The 16308-nt window shown below is 68.6% G+C and carries 10 protein-coding genes and 1 pseudogene; 3 read left to right on the forward strand and 8 right to left on the reverse strand.

The genetic code is table 11. The features are described from left to right. Positions 1-135: 135 nt before the first annotated feature. The 3 genes from galA to J7357_RS10420 all read right to left on the reverse strand — a co-directional run bounded on the left by galA (position 136) and on the right by J7357_RS10420 (position 6498). The gene (galA, locus tag J7357_RS10410; protein WP_209246227.1) at positions 136-3018 is read right to left on the reverse strand and encodes a beta-galactosidase GalA; all 2883 of its coding nucleotides are present in this window, start codon (positions 3016-3018) and stop codon (positions 136-138) included. An 85-nt stretch (positions 3019-3103) separates the two neighbouring features. Next, positions 3104-5803 (reverse strand): TonB-dependent receptor, encoded by a 2700-nt coding sequence (locus J7357_RS10415; RefSeq protein WP_209246229.1) that lies wholly within the window; start codon positions 5801-5803, stop codon positions 3104-3106. Positions 5804-6228: 425 nt separating this feature from the next. Continuing rightward, entirely contained in the window at positions 6229-6498 is a 270-nt protein-coding gene (locus J7357_RS10420) for a hypothetical protein (RefSeq protein ID WP_209246231.1), read from the reverse strand. Between the two features lie 444 nt (positions 6499-6942). On the opposite strand from J7357_RS10420, the gene J7357_RS10425 reads away from it, so the two are divergent. Then, positions 6943-9576: a TonB-dependent receptor gene (locus tag J7357_RS10425; RefSeq protein WP_209246233.1), complete on the forward strand. Its 2634-nt coding sequence runs from the start codon at positions 6943-6945 to the stop codon at positions 9574-9576. Between the two features lie 106 nt (positions 9577-9682). Here J7357_RS10425 and J7357_RS10430 read toward each other — a convergent pair. The 3 genes and pseudogenes from J7357_RS10430 to J7357_RS10440 all read right to left on the reverse strand — a co-directional run. Then, positions 9683-10285 (reverse strand): annotated as a pseudogene (locus tag J7357_RS10430) (expansin EXLX1 family cellulose-binding protein); the annotation flags it as partial. A gap of 268 nt (positions 10286-10553) precedes the next feature. Continuing rightward, positions 10554-10955, reverse strand: a complete 402-nt coding sequence (locus tag J7357_RS10435) for a VanZ family protein (RefSeq protein WP_244663830.1) — start codon at positions 10953-10955, stop codon at positions 10554-10556. Continuing rightward, a complete protein-coding gene (locus J7357_RS10440) occupies positions 10955-12139 on the reverse strand; it encodes an SAM-dependent methyltransferase (RefSeq protein WP_244667419.1) in 1185 nt (394 codons plus the stop codon). The genes J7357_RS10435 and J7357_RS10440 overlap by 1 nt, the downstream gene beginning before the upstream one ends. A 54-nt stretch (positions 12140-12193) precedes the next feature. Between J7357_RS10440 and J7357_RS10445 the strand changes: the two genes are divergently transcribed. Then, positions 12194-12928, forward strand: coding sequence for a pteridine reductase (locus tag J7357_RS10445; protein WP_209246238.1), 735 nt, complete (start codon positions 12194-12196; stop codon positions 12926-12928). A 118-nt stretch (positions 12929-13046) separates the two neighbouring features. On the opposite strand, the gene folK is transcribed toward J7357_RS10445, so the two are convergent. Further along, entirely contained in the window at positions 13047-13571 is a 525-nt protein-coding gene (folK, locus tag J7357_RS10450; protein ID WP_209246240.1) for a 2-amino-4-hydroxy-6-hydroxymethyldihydropteridine diphosphokinase, read from the reverse strand. A 95-nt stretch (positions 13572-13666) separates the two neighbouring features. Here folK and J7357_RS10455 point away from each other — a divergent pair, with 95 nt between their 5' ends. Next, a complete protein-coding gene (locus J7357_RS10455) occupies positions 13667-14506 on the forward strand; it encodes a 20S proteasome subunit A/B (protein ID WP_209246242.1) in 840 nt (279 codons plus the stop codon). Between the two features lie 284 nt (positions 14507-14790). On the opposite strand, the gene J7357_RS10460 is transcribed toward J7357_RS10455, so the two are convergent. Continuing rightward, entirely contained in the window at positions 14791-16305 is a 1515-nt protein-coding gene (locus J7357_RS10460; protein WP_209246244.1) for a hybrid sensor histidine kinase/response regulator, read from the reverse strand. Between the last annotated feature and the right edge of the window lie 3 nt (positions 16306-16308).

Below are 16308 nucleotides of genomic sequence, written 5' to 3' on the forward strand. Positions count from 1 at the left end.
GCGGACGCACCCGGCGCCAGCAGCGCACAGGCCAGCAGCACCAGCACGGCATGCGCGCGCAGCGATATCGCGCGGACACGGCGCAGTCCGGCCTGGCCGTGCGGGAAGATCTGGCGGAAAGCATGGTTCATTGGCTCAATACTCCACTGTCGCGACATCGTCGAAGCCGAACGGCGCTCCGGCCTTCACCTGCATCACCACCGCCAGCACCCGTTCGCCGGCCGCCGGCGACAGCCGCAGGGACACCGGCTGCCCCGCCGCCACACTGGCGACCCGCTGCCGGTCCAGATACACCTGCACCGCGCCGGTCGCGCGGCCGAGCCGCAAGCGGCCGCCGCGCTGCTGGATTCCGGCCCAGGGCGTGAACGCGGTCCGGTACAGCACGTAGCCGTCGCGCTCGGCGCGCATCTCCAGGTTGCCCGGCTGGCAGAAACTCCAGCTGTTGTTGTCGTTGGCCGCACGCGGCAGCGCCGGATCCGGCGGCGCGGCGAACGGCAGGGTACGCCGCCAGCCGCTCACCACCATCGCCGTGGCGGCCGGCGGCAACGACAGCGGCGGCGACGCCGGCTCCAGTGCGATGCTGGCCTGCGCCGCACGCAGGCCGGGCGCGCGCGCCTCGATACGCAGACGGCGGCGGCCGCTGCCGGCCTCGACGATGGCCTGCGCCAGGCCGTTGAACAGCTGCACCTGCGGCACGTTGTCGGGCGCATGCCGGTTCGGGTCGCCGTTGCCGACGCCGAGCAGGCGCCCGCCTTCGACCTGCAGCGCGATCTGCGCATCGGCGAACGGCACATGGCGGCCCTGCGCATCCACCGCCTCCAGGGTGATCGGTTGCGCGTCGCGGCCGTCGCCGCGCATGCGCGTGCGGTCCGGGGTCAGCCGCAGCGCGACCGGCGCGCCGACCGTCTGCACCCGCTGCCGCGCGACCTCGCGCCCATCGCGGTACGCCACCGCTTCCAGCACGCCGGGCGCATACACGACCTGCCAGGTGTTCATCGCGATCCGGTCCACCGCCTGCCGCCCTTGCGAACGGCCGTTGAGCCACAGCTCCACCTGCTGCGCGTTGCAGAACGCCATCACCTTGATCGGGGTGCCCTCGCGGCCCGGCCAGTTCCAGTGCGGCAGCAACTGCAGCACCGGCCCCTCGTCGATCCACTGCGCCTGGCGCAGCCAGTAGGCGCCCTTGGGGAAGCCGCACAGGTCCATGATGCCGAAGAACGAGGACACCGATGGCCATTCGAACGGCGTCGGCTCGCCGCGATAGTCGAAGCCGGTCCAGACGAAGCCGCCGGCCAGGTACGGCCGCTCGTCGATCAGCTTCCAGGACGCGCGATGGGTGTTGCCCCAGGGCGCGGCCACCGAATCGTCCTCGGCGATGACATGCGCGTCCATGTCGGTGAACCAGGCGCCGCGGGTCTGGAAGGCGCTGGTGTCCTCGCTGGACAGCAGCGGCGTGTGCGGCATTGCCGCATGCACCCGGTCGTAGTTGAACTGGCGGTAGTTGAAGCCGACCACGTCCACCGCATGGGACGCGTTGCGTTCGGTCAGCATGCCGTCGTTCATCGCCGCGGTCACCGGGCGGCTGTCGTCGAGCGTGCGCACCAGCGCCACCGCACGACGCACCATTTCGTAGCCGGCGACGGTGCCCTGCATCGGCTCCTCGTTGAACACCGACCACAGGAACACGCAGGCGCGGTTACGGTCGCGGCGCACCAGCCAGCGCAGTTGCGCGGCGTAGTCGGGCGCCGGATTGAACACGCGGTTCTCGGCCATCACCAGCATGCCCAGGCGATCGCAGACGTCGAGCAGCTCGCTCGCCACCGCGTGGTGCAGGCGGATCGCGTTGCAGCCCAGCGCCTTGAGCCGGCGGATGCGGAAGTCCAGCAAACTGTCCGGCACCGCCACGCCGACCCCGGCATGGTCCTGGTGCAGGCAGGCGCCCTTGATCTTGAGCGGCCGCTCGTTGAGGAAGAAGCCCTGTTGCGCATCGAAGCGCAACGTGCGGAAGCCGATCGCGCACTCGCGGCGGTCGCGCTCGCGGCCCCCGCTGCGCAGCACCGTCGCAAGCCGGTACAGGTGCGGCGCGGACACGTCCCAACGCTGCGGCTGGTGTACCTGCAACACGACCTGGGCCTCCACCTGCGCCAGCGCGTCGGCCTGCAGCGCGGCACTGCCCTGCGCCACCACCGCGCCCTGCGCGTCGTACAGCGTCGCCTCCAGCAGCGCCGCATCGGCCTGCTCGCCGACATTGGCGACGGTGACCGTCACCGGCAGCGTCCAGCGATCGTCGGCCTCCCTGCGCGGGACTGCGTGCACGCCGTCGCCGACGATGTGCAGCGCATCGCGCACCGCCAGCCAGGTATGCCGGTAGATCCCGGCGCCTTCGTACCACCACCCGTCCATCGCCTCGGCATCCACGCGCACCGCGATGGTGTTCAGATCCTGGCCATAGCGGGCGATCGCGGTCATGTCGATGGCCAGGCCATCGTAGCCGCTCCAACTGCGCGCCATCAGCAGGCCGTTGACCCACACCGTGGCGCGGCTGGCGATGCCGTCCAGACGCAGTTCCAGCGCCTTGCCGCGCTGCGCCTCGTCCAGCCGCAGGCTGCGCCGGTACCAGCCGATGCCGCGGCGGCGATAGCCCTGCGCCACGTTGGCGCTGGCCTCGATCGGCTGCTCGATGGCGAAATCGTGCGGCAGCCGCAGTTGCCGCCACTGGCTGTCGTCGAAATCGCCGGCGGCAGCGCCCCAGGCCTTGCCGGCCTTGGCGTTGTCGTAGCTGGCGTCCTGCCCGGTGATCGGCGGAAACGGGATGTCGCCCTCGTGGAAACGCCAGCCCTCGTCCAGGCAGAACAGGCCGGGATCGGCCGCCAGGGTCACGGTGGGTACGGCCGCCACGGCGGCCGAGCCCCTGCTGGCGAGCCCGGCAGACGCCGCCGTGCCGGCCCGGCTCCCGCGCGGCAGCGCCAGCAGCAGGCCAGCGCCGGCACTCCCCGCCAGGAAGGTTCTTCGTTGCATGCGCTTGTCCTCATCGGATCAACCGCCCGGCGCCACCGCGGCGCCGGGTCGGGGTCGCGCTAGCCCGCAGGCGCCTGCGCCGCCCTCACAGGATGTCCCACTGCATCGACACGTAGAAGCTGCGGCCGGTGACCCCGGTCATCTGCCAGCGGCTGCTGATGTCCTTGTACGCCTCTTCCTTCTTGTTGGTCAGGTTGAGCGCGCCGAGCTGGAAGCTGAGTTTGTCGGTGGCCTGGTAGCCGAGCACCGCATCGACCTGGGTGCGCGCCTTCATGGTGTGGCCTTCGCGGGCGAAGAAGCTGTCGCTGCTGTCCTGCTCGTACTCGCTGCGATGGTTCAGCGACAGGCGTGCGGAGAACATCGCGTTCTCCCAGTAGCCGGTGGCGTTCCAGGTCTTCTCCGACAGGTTGCGGATCTTGAAGTCGGTGTCGCGCTGCGGGATCACCCGGGTGAAGTTGGCGGTCAGGCCGAAGCCCTGGATCGGCAGCCAGGCATCGAAGGATTGGGTCCAGCCCAGTTCGTAGCCCTTGATCTTGACCTTGCTCGGATCGTTGCGGGTGGCGGTGATCTCGTAGATGTTGCCGCTGCCGTCCACGCAATCGCCGGCGCCATTGGTGGACAGCGCCGTGCCGTTGAACGTGGCCGGGCAGACGATGCTGTTGAAGGTGCCGTTCTTGACGTTCTTCCAGAAGCCGGCCAGGGTCAGCCCGCCGCCCTGGCCGTAGTACCACTCCAGGCTGAGGTCGGCCTGGTCGGCGGTCAGCGCCTTCAGGTCGGTCTGGCCCAGCGCCACGTCGTAGGTGGTGGTGCCGCCGGTGTTGCTGCCGGAGGAGATGGTGGTGGCGATGGCGGTGTTGCTGTCCAGGATCGGCCGCACCAGCACCTTGCCGGCGGCGAAGCGCAGCAGCAGGTCCTCGCGCATGTCCAGCACCAGGTTCAGGCTCGGCAGCCAGTTGTGGTAGTCGTACGGGGCGCGCGCGGTGCCGACCACCTCGTTGGCGTCCTCGCTGTATTGCGAGGCGGTGGTCAGGTAGGTGTCGGTGGTGCGCTTGGTGCCCTCGTAGCGCACGCCGACGTTGCCGCGCAGGCGCATGCTGCCGACGTCGGTGTCGATCTTGGCCAGCGCGTAGGCGGAGAAGATGTCGTTGCGGATGTGGTAGCTGGCCTGCGGCGCGAACAGCACCGGCACGGTGATGCCGGAGGCCGCCAAGGCCCTGGCGTAGGCGTACACGTCCGGCGCCACCCAGTCGCTCTGCGAGGCCAGGTCGCCGTCGAGGAAGTTGCTGACGTTGGAACTGGCCGCCGACAACTCCGGGAACATGCCGTAGCCGGACACCGCGCCGGAGTTGATCAGGTACAGGAAGTCGCGGCGCCAGACGTTGCGGTCGAAGGTCTCGCGGCGGAACTTGGTGCCGACCTTGACCGCGTCCAGGAAGCCGTTGCCGACGTAGCGCTCGGCATCGAGCTGCAGCGACCATTCCTTGTTGCGCAGCGCGTTGATCGCACCGTTGGGGTATTCGTCGCGGACCAGGTTGGCCTTGTTCCAGGCGCTGGCGTCGGTGGCGTCGGCATCGGTGGTCAGCGAGATCGCGCCGGGATTGGACATGTCGAACAGGGTCGCGCTCGGCTTGCGGCCGAGGATCACCGCGCGCTCGTCCTCGTCGGTCTTGCCTTCGGTGTAGTTGGCCACGCCACTGAAGGTCCACGCATCGCCCTTCCAGCGCGCGTCCCAGGTCAGCAGTTGCGAGCTCAGGTCGTGGCGCTCGAGCTGGCGGTTGTTCTCCAGCCAGTAGTTGGACGCCGACACCTTGGTCGCGGTCAGGCCTTCGGTCTGCAGCACGGTCAGGTAGTTGCGGTCGAAGGAGTAGACCAACTGGTTCATGTCGTTGTCGGTCTTGTCCTGCGAATACAGCGCGGTCAGGTTCATCTCCAGGCGGTCGTTGGGTTTCCACTGCAGCCCGGCGGTGAACATCTTGCGGTCGGTCTCGCGCTCGATCGAGCGATAGCGCGGACGGCGCGGAATGTAGAGGGTGCCGTCGCCGGTGTCCTGGGTGTACCAGCGGTCGATCCACAGGTAGTCGGCACGGTCCCGGAGCTTCTGGTAGCCGGCGTTGACGAACACGCCCAGTTCGCCGCCGTCGGCCAGATGGAACTGGTCGATGTAGGTCAGCACGCCCTTGGGCGTCGGCGCGCCGCCGGCGAACTCGGCGTACTGCTCCTTCGCCGAGAAGATCAGCTTGCGCTCCTTGTAGTCCAGCGGCTTGGTGGTCTCGATGTTGACCGTGCCGGACAGGCCACCGGCATCCATGTCCGCCGACGGCGACTTGATCACCTCGATCGCCGCGGCCACCTCCGGCTGGATGATGTCGTAGCGGAAGCCGTCGGTGAAATCGGCGCTCTTGATGGTCTGGCCGTTGATCGTGGTGGCCGAGTACTGCGGGCCCAGGCCGCGGATGCTGATGGTCGAGCCGCGCCCGTTGATGGTGGAGATCTGCACGCCGGGAATGCGCTGGATCGCCTCGGCGATGTTTTCGGCCGGGAACTTGCCGATGTCCTCCGACGAGATGCCGTCGGTCATGCGCGCATCCTCGCGCTTGTTGTCCAGCGCGGTGATCAGGCTCTTCTGGTAGGAACTGGTGACGGTCACCGTGTCGAGCTGGAAAATCGAATCGGACGCGGGCGCTTCCTGCGCCTGCGCAGCGGCACTGAACAGGCCCAACGCGATGGCGCTGGCGAGGACGGACAGGGGACAACAATGCGAACGGGAGCGGGCGACATGTGGCATTGGGCTATCCTGGTTGATGGCGATCGGCACGACGACGTCTGACATCCAGGGCGGCGATCGGCAGGCAGCACCCTCCCTCGCGCCCGACGCGACGCGCAGGGCGATGCCGTCCGTGCGGACGGAGTCGATGGAACGTTCTGGCTGTTTCCTGCGCCCTGTGTTGCGGGAGGCGCGTCCCCGTCCCTTCCCCGGAACGGGCGACTGCATGGTGCGGCTTGACGGATCTGACCCGAATTGGCAAGGACCAATTCCAGGCGCTTCGATTCTTATGGTCTTAGAAAGATTGTGTCAACGCCACACCGCACGAAATCGAAGAATGACCCCTGGACTTGTGCGTTGAAGCGATTAAATCTCTTATAGATCAATTGCTTTAATGAGAAAAATATTTCTAGCGCGGCATTGTTCACGCATCGTTGTCACGATACCTATGCCGCACCAATTGTGACAACGAGACCAATTTTGTGCATCGCCGCATAAGCGCATTGCATTCTCATTTGCGCAAGGTGGCGCGCTGCGCGGAGCTCTTGCACAAATAATTGAAAAATAACAGCTTTTGTGCCGACGACGCATCCTTTCCGGGATCCACTGCCGATATTGAGCGACAAAACCAGAACCAGACAAATTTTCGCGGCAAGGCTTGACATCGTTGTCATGGGCTCGTAAGAATCGGCGCACACGGGGGTGTAGCCGCGCATTGCGGCGCGAAAGCGGGGCCAAGGGAGGCATGTGATCGCAATGATCCGTTCGCACGCGTCGCGTGTCGCACGCGGCACTTCATGGCATGACCAAGCACAGCCGTTGCCGAGCGCGCATGCCGCGCTCAGTCCACTGCGGCTGTTGCTGCGCCGCGCCGCTCTCGCAGCACGGTCCGATCGACCGCGATGGGCGGCCTCGCTGATCGCCGTCTCCGGTGACCGCCCTACCACCCTGCACGCGCCAAGGCCGGCCACGCATGCACGTGCGCACCGCACCGGCAGCCCCTGCCCTTCCGCGCAACACGGGACGGCCTCCACGTTTCGCAACACCCGGCACTCCAGCCCGCATCCGCACCACAGGCAATAAGGCAACAGGCCACTCCGGCGCGCGGCGCACCGTCCGCGCAATCGCGTTGATCCATTGAATGATGAGGGAGAGACATCATGCAATATCGCCGTTCCGTCTTGTCCGCGGCCATCGCCGCCAGCGTCCTCGCCTTCGCCGCGCAGGCGCAGCAGGCCGACTCCGCCGCCACCGATCTGGACGCGGTCCAGGTGGTCGGCATCCGCGCCAGCCTGGAGAAGTCGCTGGACACCAAGCGCAACAACGTCACCGTGTCCGAGGCGATCACCGCCGAGGACATCGGCAAGTTCCCCAGCACCAACGTCGCCGAAGCGTTCGCGCAGATTCCCGGCGTCACCATCGACCGCCGCTTCGGCCAGGGCGAGCGGGTCAGCATCGACGGCACCGATCCCAGCCTCAACCTGTCGTTCCTGGACGGCCACCCGGTGGCGCAGGCGATCTGGCTGTACGGCGAGCAGCCCAACCGCGGCTTCGACTACACCCTGCTGTCGCCGCAGATCCTGGGCCGCGCGGAGATCGTCAAGTCCACCGAAGCGCGGCTGACCGAAGGCAGTCTCGGCGGCACCGTGCTGATGTACAGCCGCCAGCCGCTGGACCTGAAGGCCAACGAGATCGCCGGCTCGGTGGGCTACAGCTACAGCCAGCAGGCCAGCGAGGGCAAGCCCAACGCATCGCTGCTGTACAGCTGGAAGAATCCGCAGGAGACCTTCGGCGTGGCGGTCTCCGCGCAGCACTACGAGGAACGCGTGGATCGCCAGGGCCTGGAGGTGTTCGGCTACGCCAAGGCCGGCAGCTTCGCCAACGCCAGCGGCGTGCCTGCCGATGCCGACGTGCCCAACTCGATCAACGCCGCCTGGTTCCAGCAGGACCGCAAGCGCGACAGCGCAGTGGTGAACCTGCAGCTCAAGCCCAGCGACGCGCTGGAGTTCAACCTCAGCGGCCTGTACATCAAGGAAGACTTCGACAACTACAACCAGTCGATGTACAGCTTCCTGACCTGGAATCCGGGCACCGTCGCCGCGGTCGACGCGCTGGGCGACGTGCGCAACGGCGTGGTCCGCAGCGGCCATTCCAGCGCCAACGCCAACGCGGGCGGCGGCACGGTGATCTACGACAACAACGTGCGCCAGTCGCAGGTGACCACCAAGGGCCTGGACCTGCGCGGCGCCTATCGCGGCGAACGCTGGACCCTGCGCGGCCAGCTCGGCCAGAGCAAGTCCGACAACGACGACCTGGCGCAATACTTCATCGAACCGTTCTACAACGGCGGCTTCCGCTGGGATCTGGACCGCGGCATCCGCTTCGACGATCCCACCGCCGCGCGCAACCCGGCCAACTGGGGCTCGGCCGGCGGCTGGATCGGCAACAACGGCGTGTTCTCCACCCAGAGCAAGGACCGCTACGGCCAGCTCGACCTGGAGCTGCAGTTCGACGGCGTGTTCAACCAGTTGCTGGTCGGCGTGCGCCAAGGCAAGCACGACGAGGACTTCGCGCTCAACGTCTACGGCGGCGTCACCCCCGGCACGCTGGCCGACATCGGCACCATCGGCCTGACCGACATCCGCGGGTTCTATCCCGACCACGGCCAGCACGTGCAGGCCGGGCGCGGCAACGTGATCGACTGGATCCGCAACAGCCCGGTCGACTACGCCAACCCGGACCCGTCCAGCTACCTCAACAACACCTGGGCGCTGCAGCAGACCAACAACGCCGCCTACGTGCAGCTGAACTTCTCCAATGCCGGCCTGCGCGGCAACCTCGGCCTGCGCTACGTGGATTCCAAGACCGAAGGCAGTGGCTTCGTCTACAGCGGCACGCCGACGCTGCAGGACCTGGACAGCAAGTGGCAGACCCGCACCAAGACCGAACACTTCCTGCTGCCGTCGCTGAACCTGGCCTACGACACCGAGAACGACTGGGTGTTCCGCTTCGGCGCCGGCAAGGTGATCGCCTGGGCGCCGTACAACCAGATGGTCAACAACACCTTCCTCAACGACACCACGCTCACCGGCAGCGGCGGCAATGCCGAGCTGTCGCCGTACGAATCGTGGAACTTCAACCTCTCGGCCGAGTACTACTTCGCCCCGCAGGCAGTGGTGGCGTGGTCGGTCTTCTACAAGAAGATCGACAACTACATCGACACCTCGGCCACCATCGAGCGCCAGTACAACGCGATCCGCGACACCTCGCCGCAGACCTGGGCGCAGATGCTCGGCAGCAATGGCTGTACCGCCGACGGCTACTGCGACTACAGCATCCAGCGCCCGCGCAACGCCGGCACCGGCAAGGTCAAGGGCTTCACCCTGGCCTACCAGCAGCCGTTCGGCGACAGCGGCTTCGGCCTGTCGGCCAACTACACCTACGCCAGCGGCGAGAACAACAGCGGCAACCCGCTGCCCTACCAGTCGCGCAACAGCGTCGCCTTCAGCCCGTACTACGAGAAGGGCCCGTGGAACGCGCGGATCAGCCTGAACTGGCGCGACAGCTACCTGGCCGGCGGCTACGTCGCCGGCGCCGCGCCGGCCAGCGTCGACGACTACACCGACCTGGGCGCGAGCGTGGGCTACGCGATCAACGCGCAGTGGTCGCTGCAGCTGGACGCGCAGAACCTGCTGGACGAGGAGTACCTGCAGTACCTGGGCGACAAGGACCACCCGGTTGGGCGCTACCACAACGGCCGCCGCTACATGGCGACGGTGCACTTCAAGTTCTGAGCGCGAGGCTTCGCCTGCGCTGCGGCGCCATCGCCGCGACGCAGGCGCGCGCATACCAGTGCAAGCAGCGCCGGCGCGCGACCGCCGGCGCATGCCCGGACGCGCTTCACTTCGGGAACTGCACGTGCCCGTCGGCGAAGTACACGCCCTTGTCGCCCTGGCTGGGCAGCGCGCCGAGGGTGTCGGTGACCACCTGGCCACGAATGTCGGTCAGGCGGATCTCCAGCAGTTGCGCGCCCATCTGCTCGCCGACGAAATGGTTGTACGCGGTCTTCGGCAGGCTGACCCAGTCGCCGTTCTTCTTGTATTCGAACTTCACCACCGGATAGCGGTGGTTGCGCACCTGGATCGCCGCCCAGTATTGCGAGCTGCCCTCCTTGATCCGGTACACCACGTTGCCGGTGACCGGCGCGGCCACCACCTGCCAGCGGATCGGGATGCGCCCGGCGCTGGTGTCGCCGATCGCGGCGAAGGCGTTGGGCGACAGGTCCAGCCCGCAGTCGGCGCCGTCCGGATACAGGTCGGTGACGTACACGGTGACCGAGCCGCGCGGCCCCTGCACCTGCAGATAGGCGCCGGCCAGCGCCGCCTGGATTCCGCCGTAATTGAGCTGCGTCGGGTTCAGCGCGGTGATCGTGGCGGTCGGGTCGATGGGATCCAGCAGCAAGGCGCCGCCGGAATACCCGGAGCTGGTGTAGGTGGCGGTGCCATTGCACAGGTCGTTCCAGGCGGCGCTGGCGGGCGCGGTGCTGATCGCCAGGCACAGCGCGGCGCACAGGCCGGCGCCGCGCGCGGCACGGGTGGATTGTCGTGCTTGCATGCGTGTTCTCTCCCGCACGGACGCGCGGAGTCGCCGCGCGGCGACCGGGCGGGGTGCCCGGCGCCGGCACTCTAGGACGCGGCGCGCCTGTCGCACCTTGCGCGCGGCCGGGAAATCCGGCGTTTGGCCGACGGCGTAGACCGCGCCGCCACCGCGCTCAACGACGGCGCAGGCTGCCGCGCTCCAGCCGCCACAGCAGATCGCGCCACGGCGTGGCCGCGGTGGCCATGCCGGCCGCCACGCCCAATGCATCGGCCAGGGCATCCAGTGGATCGGCCGAGCGCGTGGTGGTCCAGGCGCCCTGCGCGAATTCGATGCCCACGCCCAGCGCGAGCAGGCCCAGCGCGGCCCAGGTCCAGGCGCGCGGCCCGGCATAGACCTGCACAGCCGCGGCGGCCAGCAGCAGGTAGGCGATGAAGTGCTCGGCCTTGTCGCTGTCGGGCAGGTCCGACAACTGCGGCGGGTGCGGCATCATGCACACGTAGATCAGCACCACGATGCCCAGCCACCACAGCCCCAGCCACAGCCAGGGCCAGCGGAAGTCGCGCACAGCCGCCATCACAGCCGCCAGGTCAGGTCGCCGGACAGGAACGCCGGCGCCAGCGACACGTCGCGCTCGAAGCCCATCACCTGGAAACGCTCGCCCATCTCACTGGGCAGGGTCAGTCGCTTCACCTGCTGGCGCAGGCGCAGCCGCGCGGCCTCGTCGCTGCGTGCCTCGGCCTCGGCCAGCAACGCGTCCAGGCCGTTGCCGAGCAGGAAGCTGGCCTGGTTGCAGTAGCCGGCCAGGTCGAACCCCGCCCCGGTGCCGGCCTCGGCCAGCGCGGTGAAGTCCACCGACGCGGTCAGGTCCTGCAGGCCGGGCCAGCGGTACGGATCGGCATGCGTGCGGTGTCGGTAGAAAGCGCGCAGGGTGCCGTCGTCGCGCTCGGGCAGATAGAACTCGCGGCGCGGATAACCGTAGTCCACGAACAGCATCGCGCCGCTGCGCAGGCCGCCGGCCACCGCCTGGATCCAGTACGGCAACTGCGGCAGCAATTCGGAGCGGTAGCCGTCGGCGAACGGCGTCTGCAGGTAGCGCTCGAGGTGGCGCACCGCCGCCGCCAGCAGCGGATCGGCCGGCTGTTCGCCGCGGCGGAAGCGGCCCTCGCCGTCCAACATCACGGTCTCCTCGAACACCTCGCCGTCGCGCAGCGCGAAGCGCGGCGTCGGCAAGGCGTCGATCACCTCGTTGGCGAACAGCACGCCGTTCCAGTCGTCGTCGAACGGCCGGTCCAGCCATTCCACCAGGTCGAACACCGGCGGGATCAGCGTGCGCGCCAGGCGCTCGCGCTGGCGTTCGCGCAAATCGGCGCTGGGCTCCAGGATCGCGTAGCGCTCGGGCAGCGCATCCAGCGCCAGCAGGCGCTTGAGCATGACCTCGGCGAACGCGCCGCTGCCGCCGCCCACTTCCAGCATGCGCGCCTGCGGCCCGAGTTGCTGCAGCACCGGCGCCAGCGCATTGGACACGGTGGCGGCGAACAGCGGCCCCAGCTCCGGCGCAGTGACGAAATCGCCTTCCTCGCCGAACTTGCTGCTGCCGGCGCTGTAGTAGCCCAGACCGGGCGCGTACAGCGCCAGCTCCATGAAGCGCGAGAACGGAATGGCTCCGCCGGCGGCGGCGATCTCGGCGCGCATGTGCGCGGCCAGGCGATCGCTGTGGGCCAGCGCGGTGGCATCGGGCGAAGGAAGGTCGGTGGGCATGCGCTGCACGATTGCGTGGACAATGCACAGCATAGCCGAGCATGGAACCCGCACATGACCCAGACCAAAGTCGCCCTGATCACCGGCAGCGCGCGGCGCATCGGCGCCGGCATCGCCCGGCGCCTGCACGCGGCCGGCTATGACCTCGCCTTGCATGCGCACACCTCGCAGGCCGAGCTGCAGGCGCTGGCGCAGGAACTGGAATCCCTGCGCGCCGGCAGCACGCTGACGCTGCAGGCCGACCTGCGCGACACCGCGCAGCTGCCCGACCTGGTGGCGCAGTGCGTGTCCCGCTTCGGCCGGCTCGACGCGCTGGTCAACAACGCCTCCAACTTCTATCCCACGCCGCTGCACGAGGCTACGCCGGCGCAATGGGACGACCTGCTCGCGGTCAACGCGCGCGCGCCGCTGTTCCTGGCGCAGGCCGCGGCCGCGCAGCTGCGTCAGCACGGCGGCGCGATCGTCAACATGACCGACGTGCACGCGGAAACGCCGCTGCGCGCGCATCCGCTGTACAGCGCGGCCAAGGCCGCCCTGGCGATGCTGACCCGCTCGCTGGCGCTGGAACTGGCACCGCAGGTGCGCGTCAACGCCATCGCCCCCGGCGCGATCCTGTGGCCCGACGCCGGCAAGGACGCCGCCGCACAACAAGCGCTGCTGGCACGCACCCCGCTGGCGCGCACCGGCCAGGTCGAGGAAATCGCCGACACGGTGCGCTGGCTGCTCGACGACGCCAGCTTCGTCACCGGGCAGACCGTGCGGGTGGATGGCGGACGTGGGCTGACCTGAAGGCTGGGAACCGGGAATAGGGAATGGGGAATCGGCAAGCGCGACCTCTTCCCAGCCATTGCTGAGAGCCACGCCAGGCCGCGTCATGACAACGCGACGATCGGCCCGGCGCCCAGCTCTACCGATTCCCCAATCCCGATTCCCCATTCCCGGCTTCATCGACCAACTCGACCACCTCGAACGCCTTCCCATGCTCCGCATGCGCCTGCCATAGCGCGCCCAGGGTTTGGCCGCTGACCGGATCGACGAAATCGGCGGCGATGTCGGCCAGCGGCTTGAGCACGAAGGCGTGGCGCAGCTCGGGCCGCGGGATGCGCAGGTGGCCGGGGCCTTCGACGATGCGGTCGCCGTAGAACACCACGTCGATGTCCAGGGTGCGGTCGCTGAAGCGCGGGCCGCTGCGGTCGCGGCCATGCGCGTCCTCCAGCGCATGCAGCCAGTCGTCCAGCGGCGCCAGCTCCCAGTCGGTCTGCAGCGCCACCGCGTTGTTCAGGAACGCCGGCCCGTCGAAACCGACCGCCGCGGTGCGATAGGTCGGCGACACCGCGATCGCGCCGAACTGCCGGCGCAGCGCCGCGATCGCCGCGGCCAGGTGGTGATGCGGGCGCAGATTGCTGCCCAGGCTCAGAAGCACGGTGGTCATGCACTATTCGCGCATGCCGCGGCGCCGAGCGTCAACGGCTAGCCAGCCCGCGCCAGCCCGCATAGAATCCAGATGCACCCGGTTTCGGCATCGCCATGACATATTGCGTCGGCATCGAAGTGGACGAAGGCCTGGTCTTCGCCGCTGACACCCGCACCAACGCCTCGCTGGACGACGTCCGCGTGCATCGCAAGCTGCACGTGTTCGAGTATCCGGGCCAGGCGGTGTTCGCACTGATGTCGGCCGGCAACCTGGCGACCACCCAGCTGACCATTTCGCGCCTGCAGCGCGACGCCGACGATCCCGAGGCGCCGCGCAGCCTGCGCAGCTTCCGCCATCTGTTCGAGGTGGCCGAGTACGTCGGCGAGGTGCTGGCCTCCAGCCAGATCAAGCTCTCCGAGCAATCCCAGCACAGCGGCGTCAACGTGCAGTCGACGCTGATCCTGGGCGGGCAGATCGCCGGCGAACGGCCCGGGCTGTACATGATCTACCCGCTCGGCAACGCCATCGCCACCTCGCCGGAGACGCCCTACCTGCAGATCGGCGAATCCAAGTACGGCAAGCCGATCCTGGACCGCATCATCCGCTCGGAGATGCAACTGGAAGACGCCGCGCGCACCGCGCTGGTGTCGCTGGACTCGACCATCCGCTCCAACCTGTCGGTGGGCATGCCGATCGACCTGGCGCTGATCCGCCGCAACGACCTGCGCGTGACCGAGCGCATGCGCCTGGAAGCGGACACGCCGCTGTACGCCGAGATCCACGACACCTGGTCGCGCAAGCTGGAGAACGCCGTGCGCACCCTGCCGCGTTTCCCGTGGGAACCGGCCCTGGCCGCCGACCACGACACCGAAGCCCGCGACGCCCTGCCGCCCCTGCCTCCCCGCCGCGCCCCCGCCCGCCGCGACCCGGAAGACCAGTCGGCGCAGCAGTGAGGGGCCGGGATTGGGGAGTCGGGAATGGGGAATCGGAACAGCCGGAGCGCGGAGCTTGCGCTGAGACATGATGGCCGCTGAGGCGTCAATCCGCTGTCCTTGCGTTCCAAGCTGCACTTATCGGATCCGGTGAGCTTTGCCTCTCTCGGTGAATCCAGATAAACGAGTCACGTCATCGCGCAGCTAGCGCTGGAGATACGGTCGCCATGCAGCAATGAGCATCGGCTTTGGCTTTGGCTTTTGCCGTTCCCATTCCCCATTCCCCCATCCCCATTCCCAGCACCTCAACCGCTTTCGAGGGCATGCGCCACGGCCCGGAACACGCGCTGCATTTCCAGCGGCTTGCGCAGGACGTGCACGGCGATGTCGGCGGGGAAGTGGTCGCGTTCCAGGGTGGTGCCGGTGTCCTCGAGCACGATCGCCGGGCCCTGGTAGCCGAGGTCCTGCAGCGCCAGCAGCAGGTGCACCGCCGAGAGCAGGATGATGTCGCTGTCGACGATCACCAGATCCGGCAGGCCGTGCTCCTCGACGTCGCGCAGCGCGGCAGCGCCGTCGGACGCCAGTTGCGGGCGGTAGCCCTGGCTGGACAGCGCGTTGCCGAGCAGCGACAGCCGCGTGGCCTCGCCGTCGACCAGCAGCACGCGCTGGCCCTTGCCCATCGGCAACGACAGCTCGGGCTCGGTCGATGGCGCCGGCGCGCGCAGCGGGATCAGCATTTCGAAACAGGTGCCCTGGCCCGGCGTGCTGTCCACGCCGATCCGGCCGCCGTAGCTTTCGACGATGCGCTTGCACGAGATCAGGCCCAGGCCGGTGCCGTCCGGCTTGGTGGTGAAGAAGGGGCTGAACAGCCGCGCCTGGGTCTCCGCGTCCATGCCCATGCCGCTGTCGCGGACCAGGATGCGCACCTGCTCGCTGCCGTCGGCGCCGATCGCCGGCGCCGCCGAGAAGCTCAGCTGGCCGCCGTCGGGCATGGCCTGGATCGCGTTGAGGCCGAGGTTGAGCAGGCACTGCTGCAGTTCGGTGTAGTTGGCCTCGATCGACAGCGCCGGGTCGGCCACGTCCGCCTGCAGCGTCACCCGCTCCGGCAGGCTGCTCTTGAGCAGCATCTGCACCGCCTGGAACAGTTCGGCGATGCGCACCCGCTCGCTCGGCGTGCGCGAGCCGCGCACGAACGAGAGCATCGACTCGGCCATTTCGTGGCCGCGCCGGCCGCACTCGGCGATCACGTCGGCCAGATGCCGAACCTGCGGATCGTCGCTGCGGCCGACCAGCAGTTCCGGCACGATCAGCAGCGGCTGCAGGATGTTGCGCAGGTCGTGGCTGAGGCCGGCGGCGAGCAGGGCCAGGCTCTCCAGGCGCTGCGCGCGCATCAGCTCGCGCTCCACCCGCTGCCGCTCGCGCTCGGTGCGGGCCTCGCGGATCGCCCGCGCCACCGCCGACGGCAGGCGGGTCGGGTTGTGCTTGATGATGTAGTCGTTGGCGCCGTCGCGCAGCGCCTCCACCGCGGTCTCCTCGCCGATGGTGCCGGAGACGAAGATGAAGGGCACCGCGTTGCCGTCCTCGCGCACCACCCGCAACGCCTCGTGCCCGGAGAACCCGGGCATGCTCAGGTCCGACAGCACGATGTCCGGGGCGAACTCGCCCAGCGCCTCGCGCAGGGTCGGCTCGCTTTCCACGCGGCGGAAGGTCGCCTCCAGGCCGGCGTCCAGCAACTGGTCGGACAGCAGCTCGGCATCCTCCGGCGAATCCTCGACCATGAGGATCCGGATCGGGCCAAGCCTGGGGCCGGTGGTGGGCATGCG

It is taken from the genome of Xanthomonas sp. D-109 (assembly GCF_017746095.1).
GTDB lineage: Bacteria > Pseudomonadota > Gammaproteobacteria > Xanthomonadales > Xanthomonadaceae > Xanthomonas_A > Xanthomonas_A sacchari.

What these genes read in the sequence shown, in the direction of transcription:
- galA (WP_209246227.1), bottom strand. Translation starts at nt 3,018, where the DNA reads ATGCAACGAAGAACCTTCCTGGCGGGGAGTGCCGGCGCTGGCCTGCTG.
- J7357_RS10415 (WP_209246229.1), bottom strand. Translation starts at nt 5,803, where the DNA reads ATGCCACATGTCGCCCGCTCCCGTTCGCATTGTTGTCCCCTGTCCGTC.
- J7357_RS10420 (WP_209246231.1), bottom strand. Translation starts at nt 6,498, where the DNA reads ATGCGCGGCTACACCCCCGTGTGCGCCGATTCTTACGAGCCCATGACA.
- J7357_RS10425 (WP_209246233.1), top strand. Translation starts at nt 6,943, where the DNA reads ATGCAATATCGCCGTTCCGTCTTGTCCGCGGCCATCGCCGCCAGCGTC.
- J7357_RS10435 (WP_244663830.1), bottom strand. Translation starts at nt 10,955, where the DNA reads ATGGCGGCTGTGCGCGACTTCCGCTGGCCCTGGCTGTGGCTGGGGCTG.
- J7357_RS10440 (WP_244667419.1), bottom strand. Translation starts at nt 12,139, where the DNA reads ATGCCCACCGACCTTCCTTCGCCCGATGCCACCGCGCTGGCCCACAGC.
- J7357_RS10445 (WP_209246238.1), top strand. Translation starts at nt 12,194, where the DNA reads ATGACCCAGACCAAAGTCGCCCTGATCACCGGCAGCGCGCGGCGCATC.
- folK (WP_209246240.1), bottom strand. Translation starts at nt 13,571, where the DNA reads ATGACCACCGTGCTTCTGAGCCTGGGCAGCAATCTGCGCCCGCATCAC.
- J7357_RS10455 (WP_209246242.1), top strand. Translation starts at nt 13,667, where the DNA reads ATGACATATTGCGTCGGCATCGAAGTGGACGAAGGCCTGGTCTTCGCC.
- J7357_RS10460 (WP_209246244.1), bottom strand. Translation starts at nt 16,305, where the DNA reads ATGCCCACCACCGGCCCCAGGCTTGGCCCGATCCGGATCCTCATGGTC.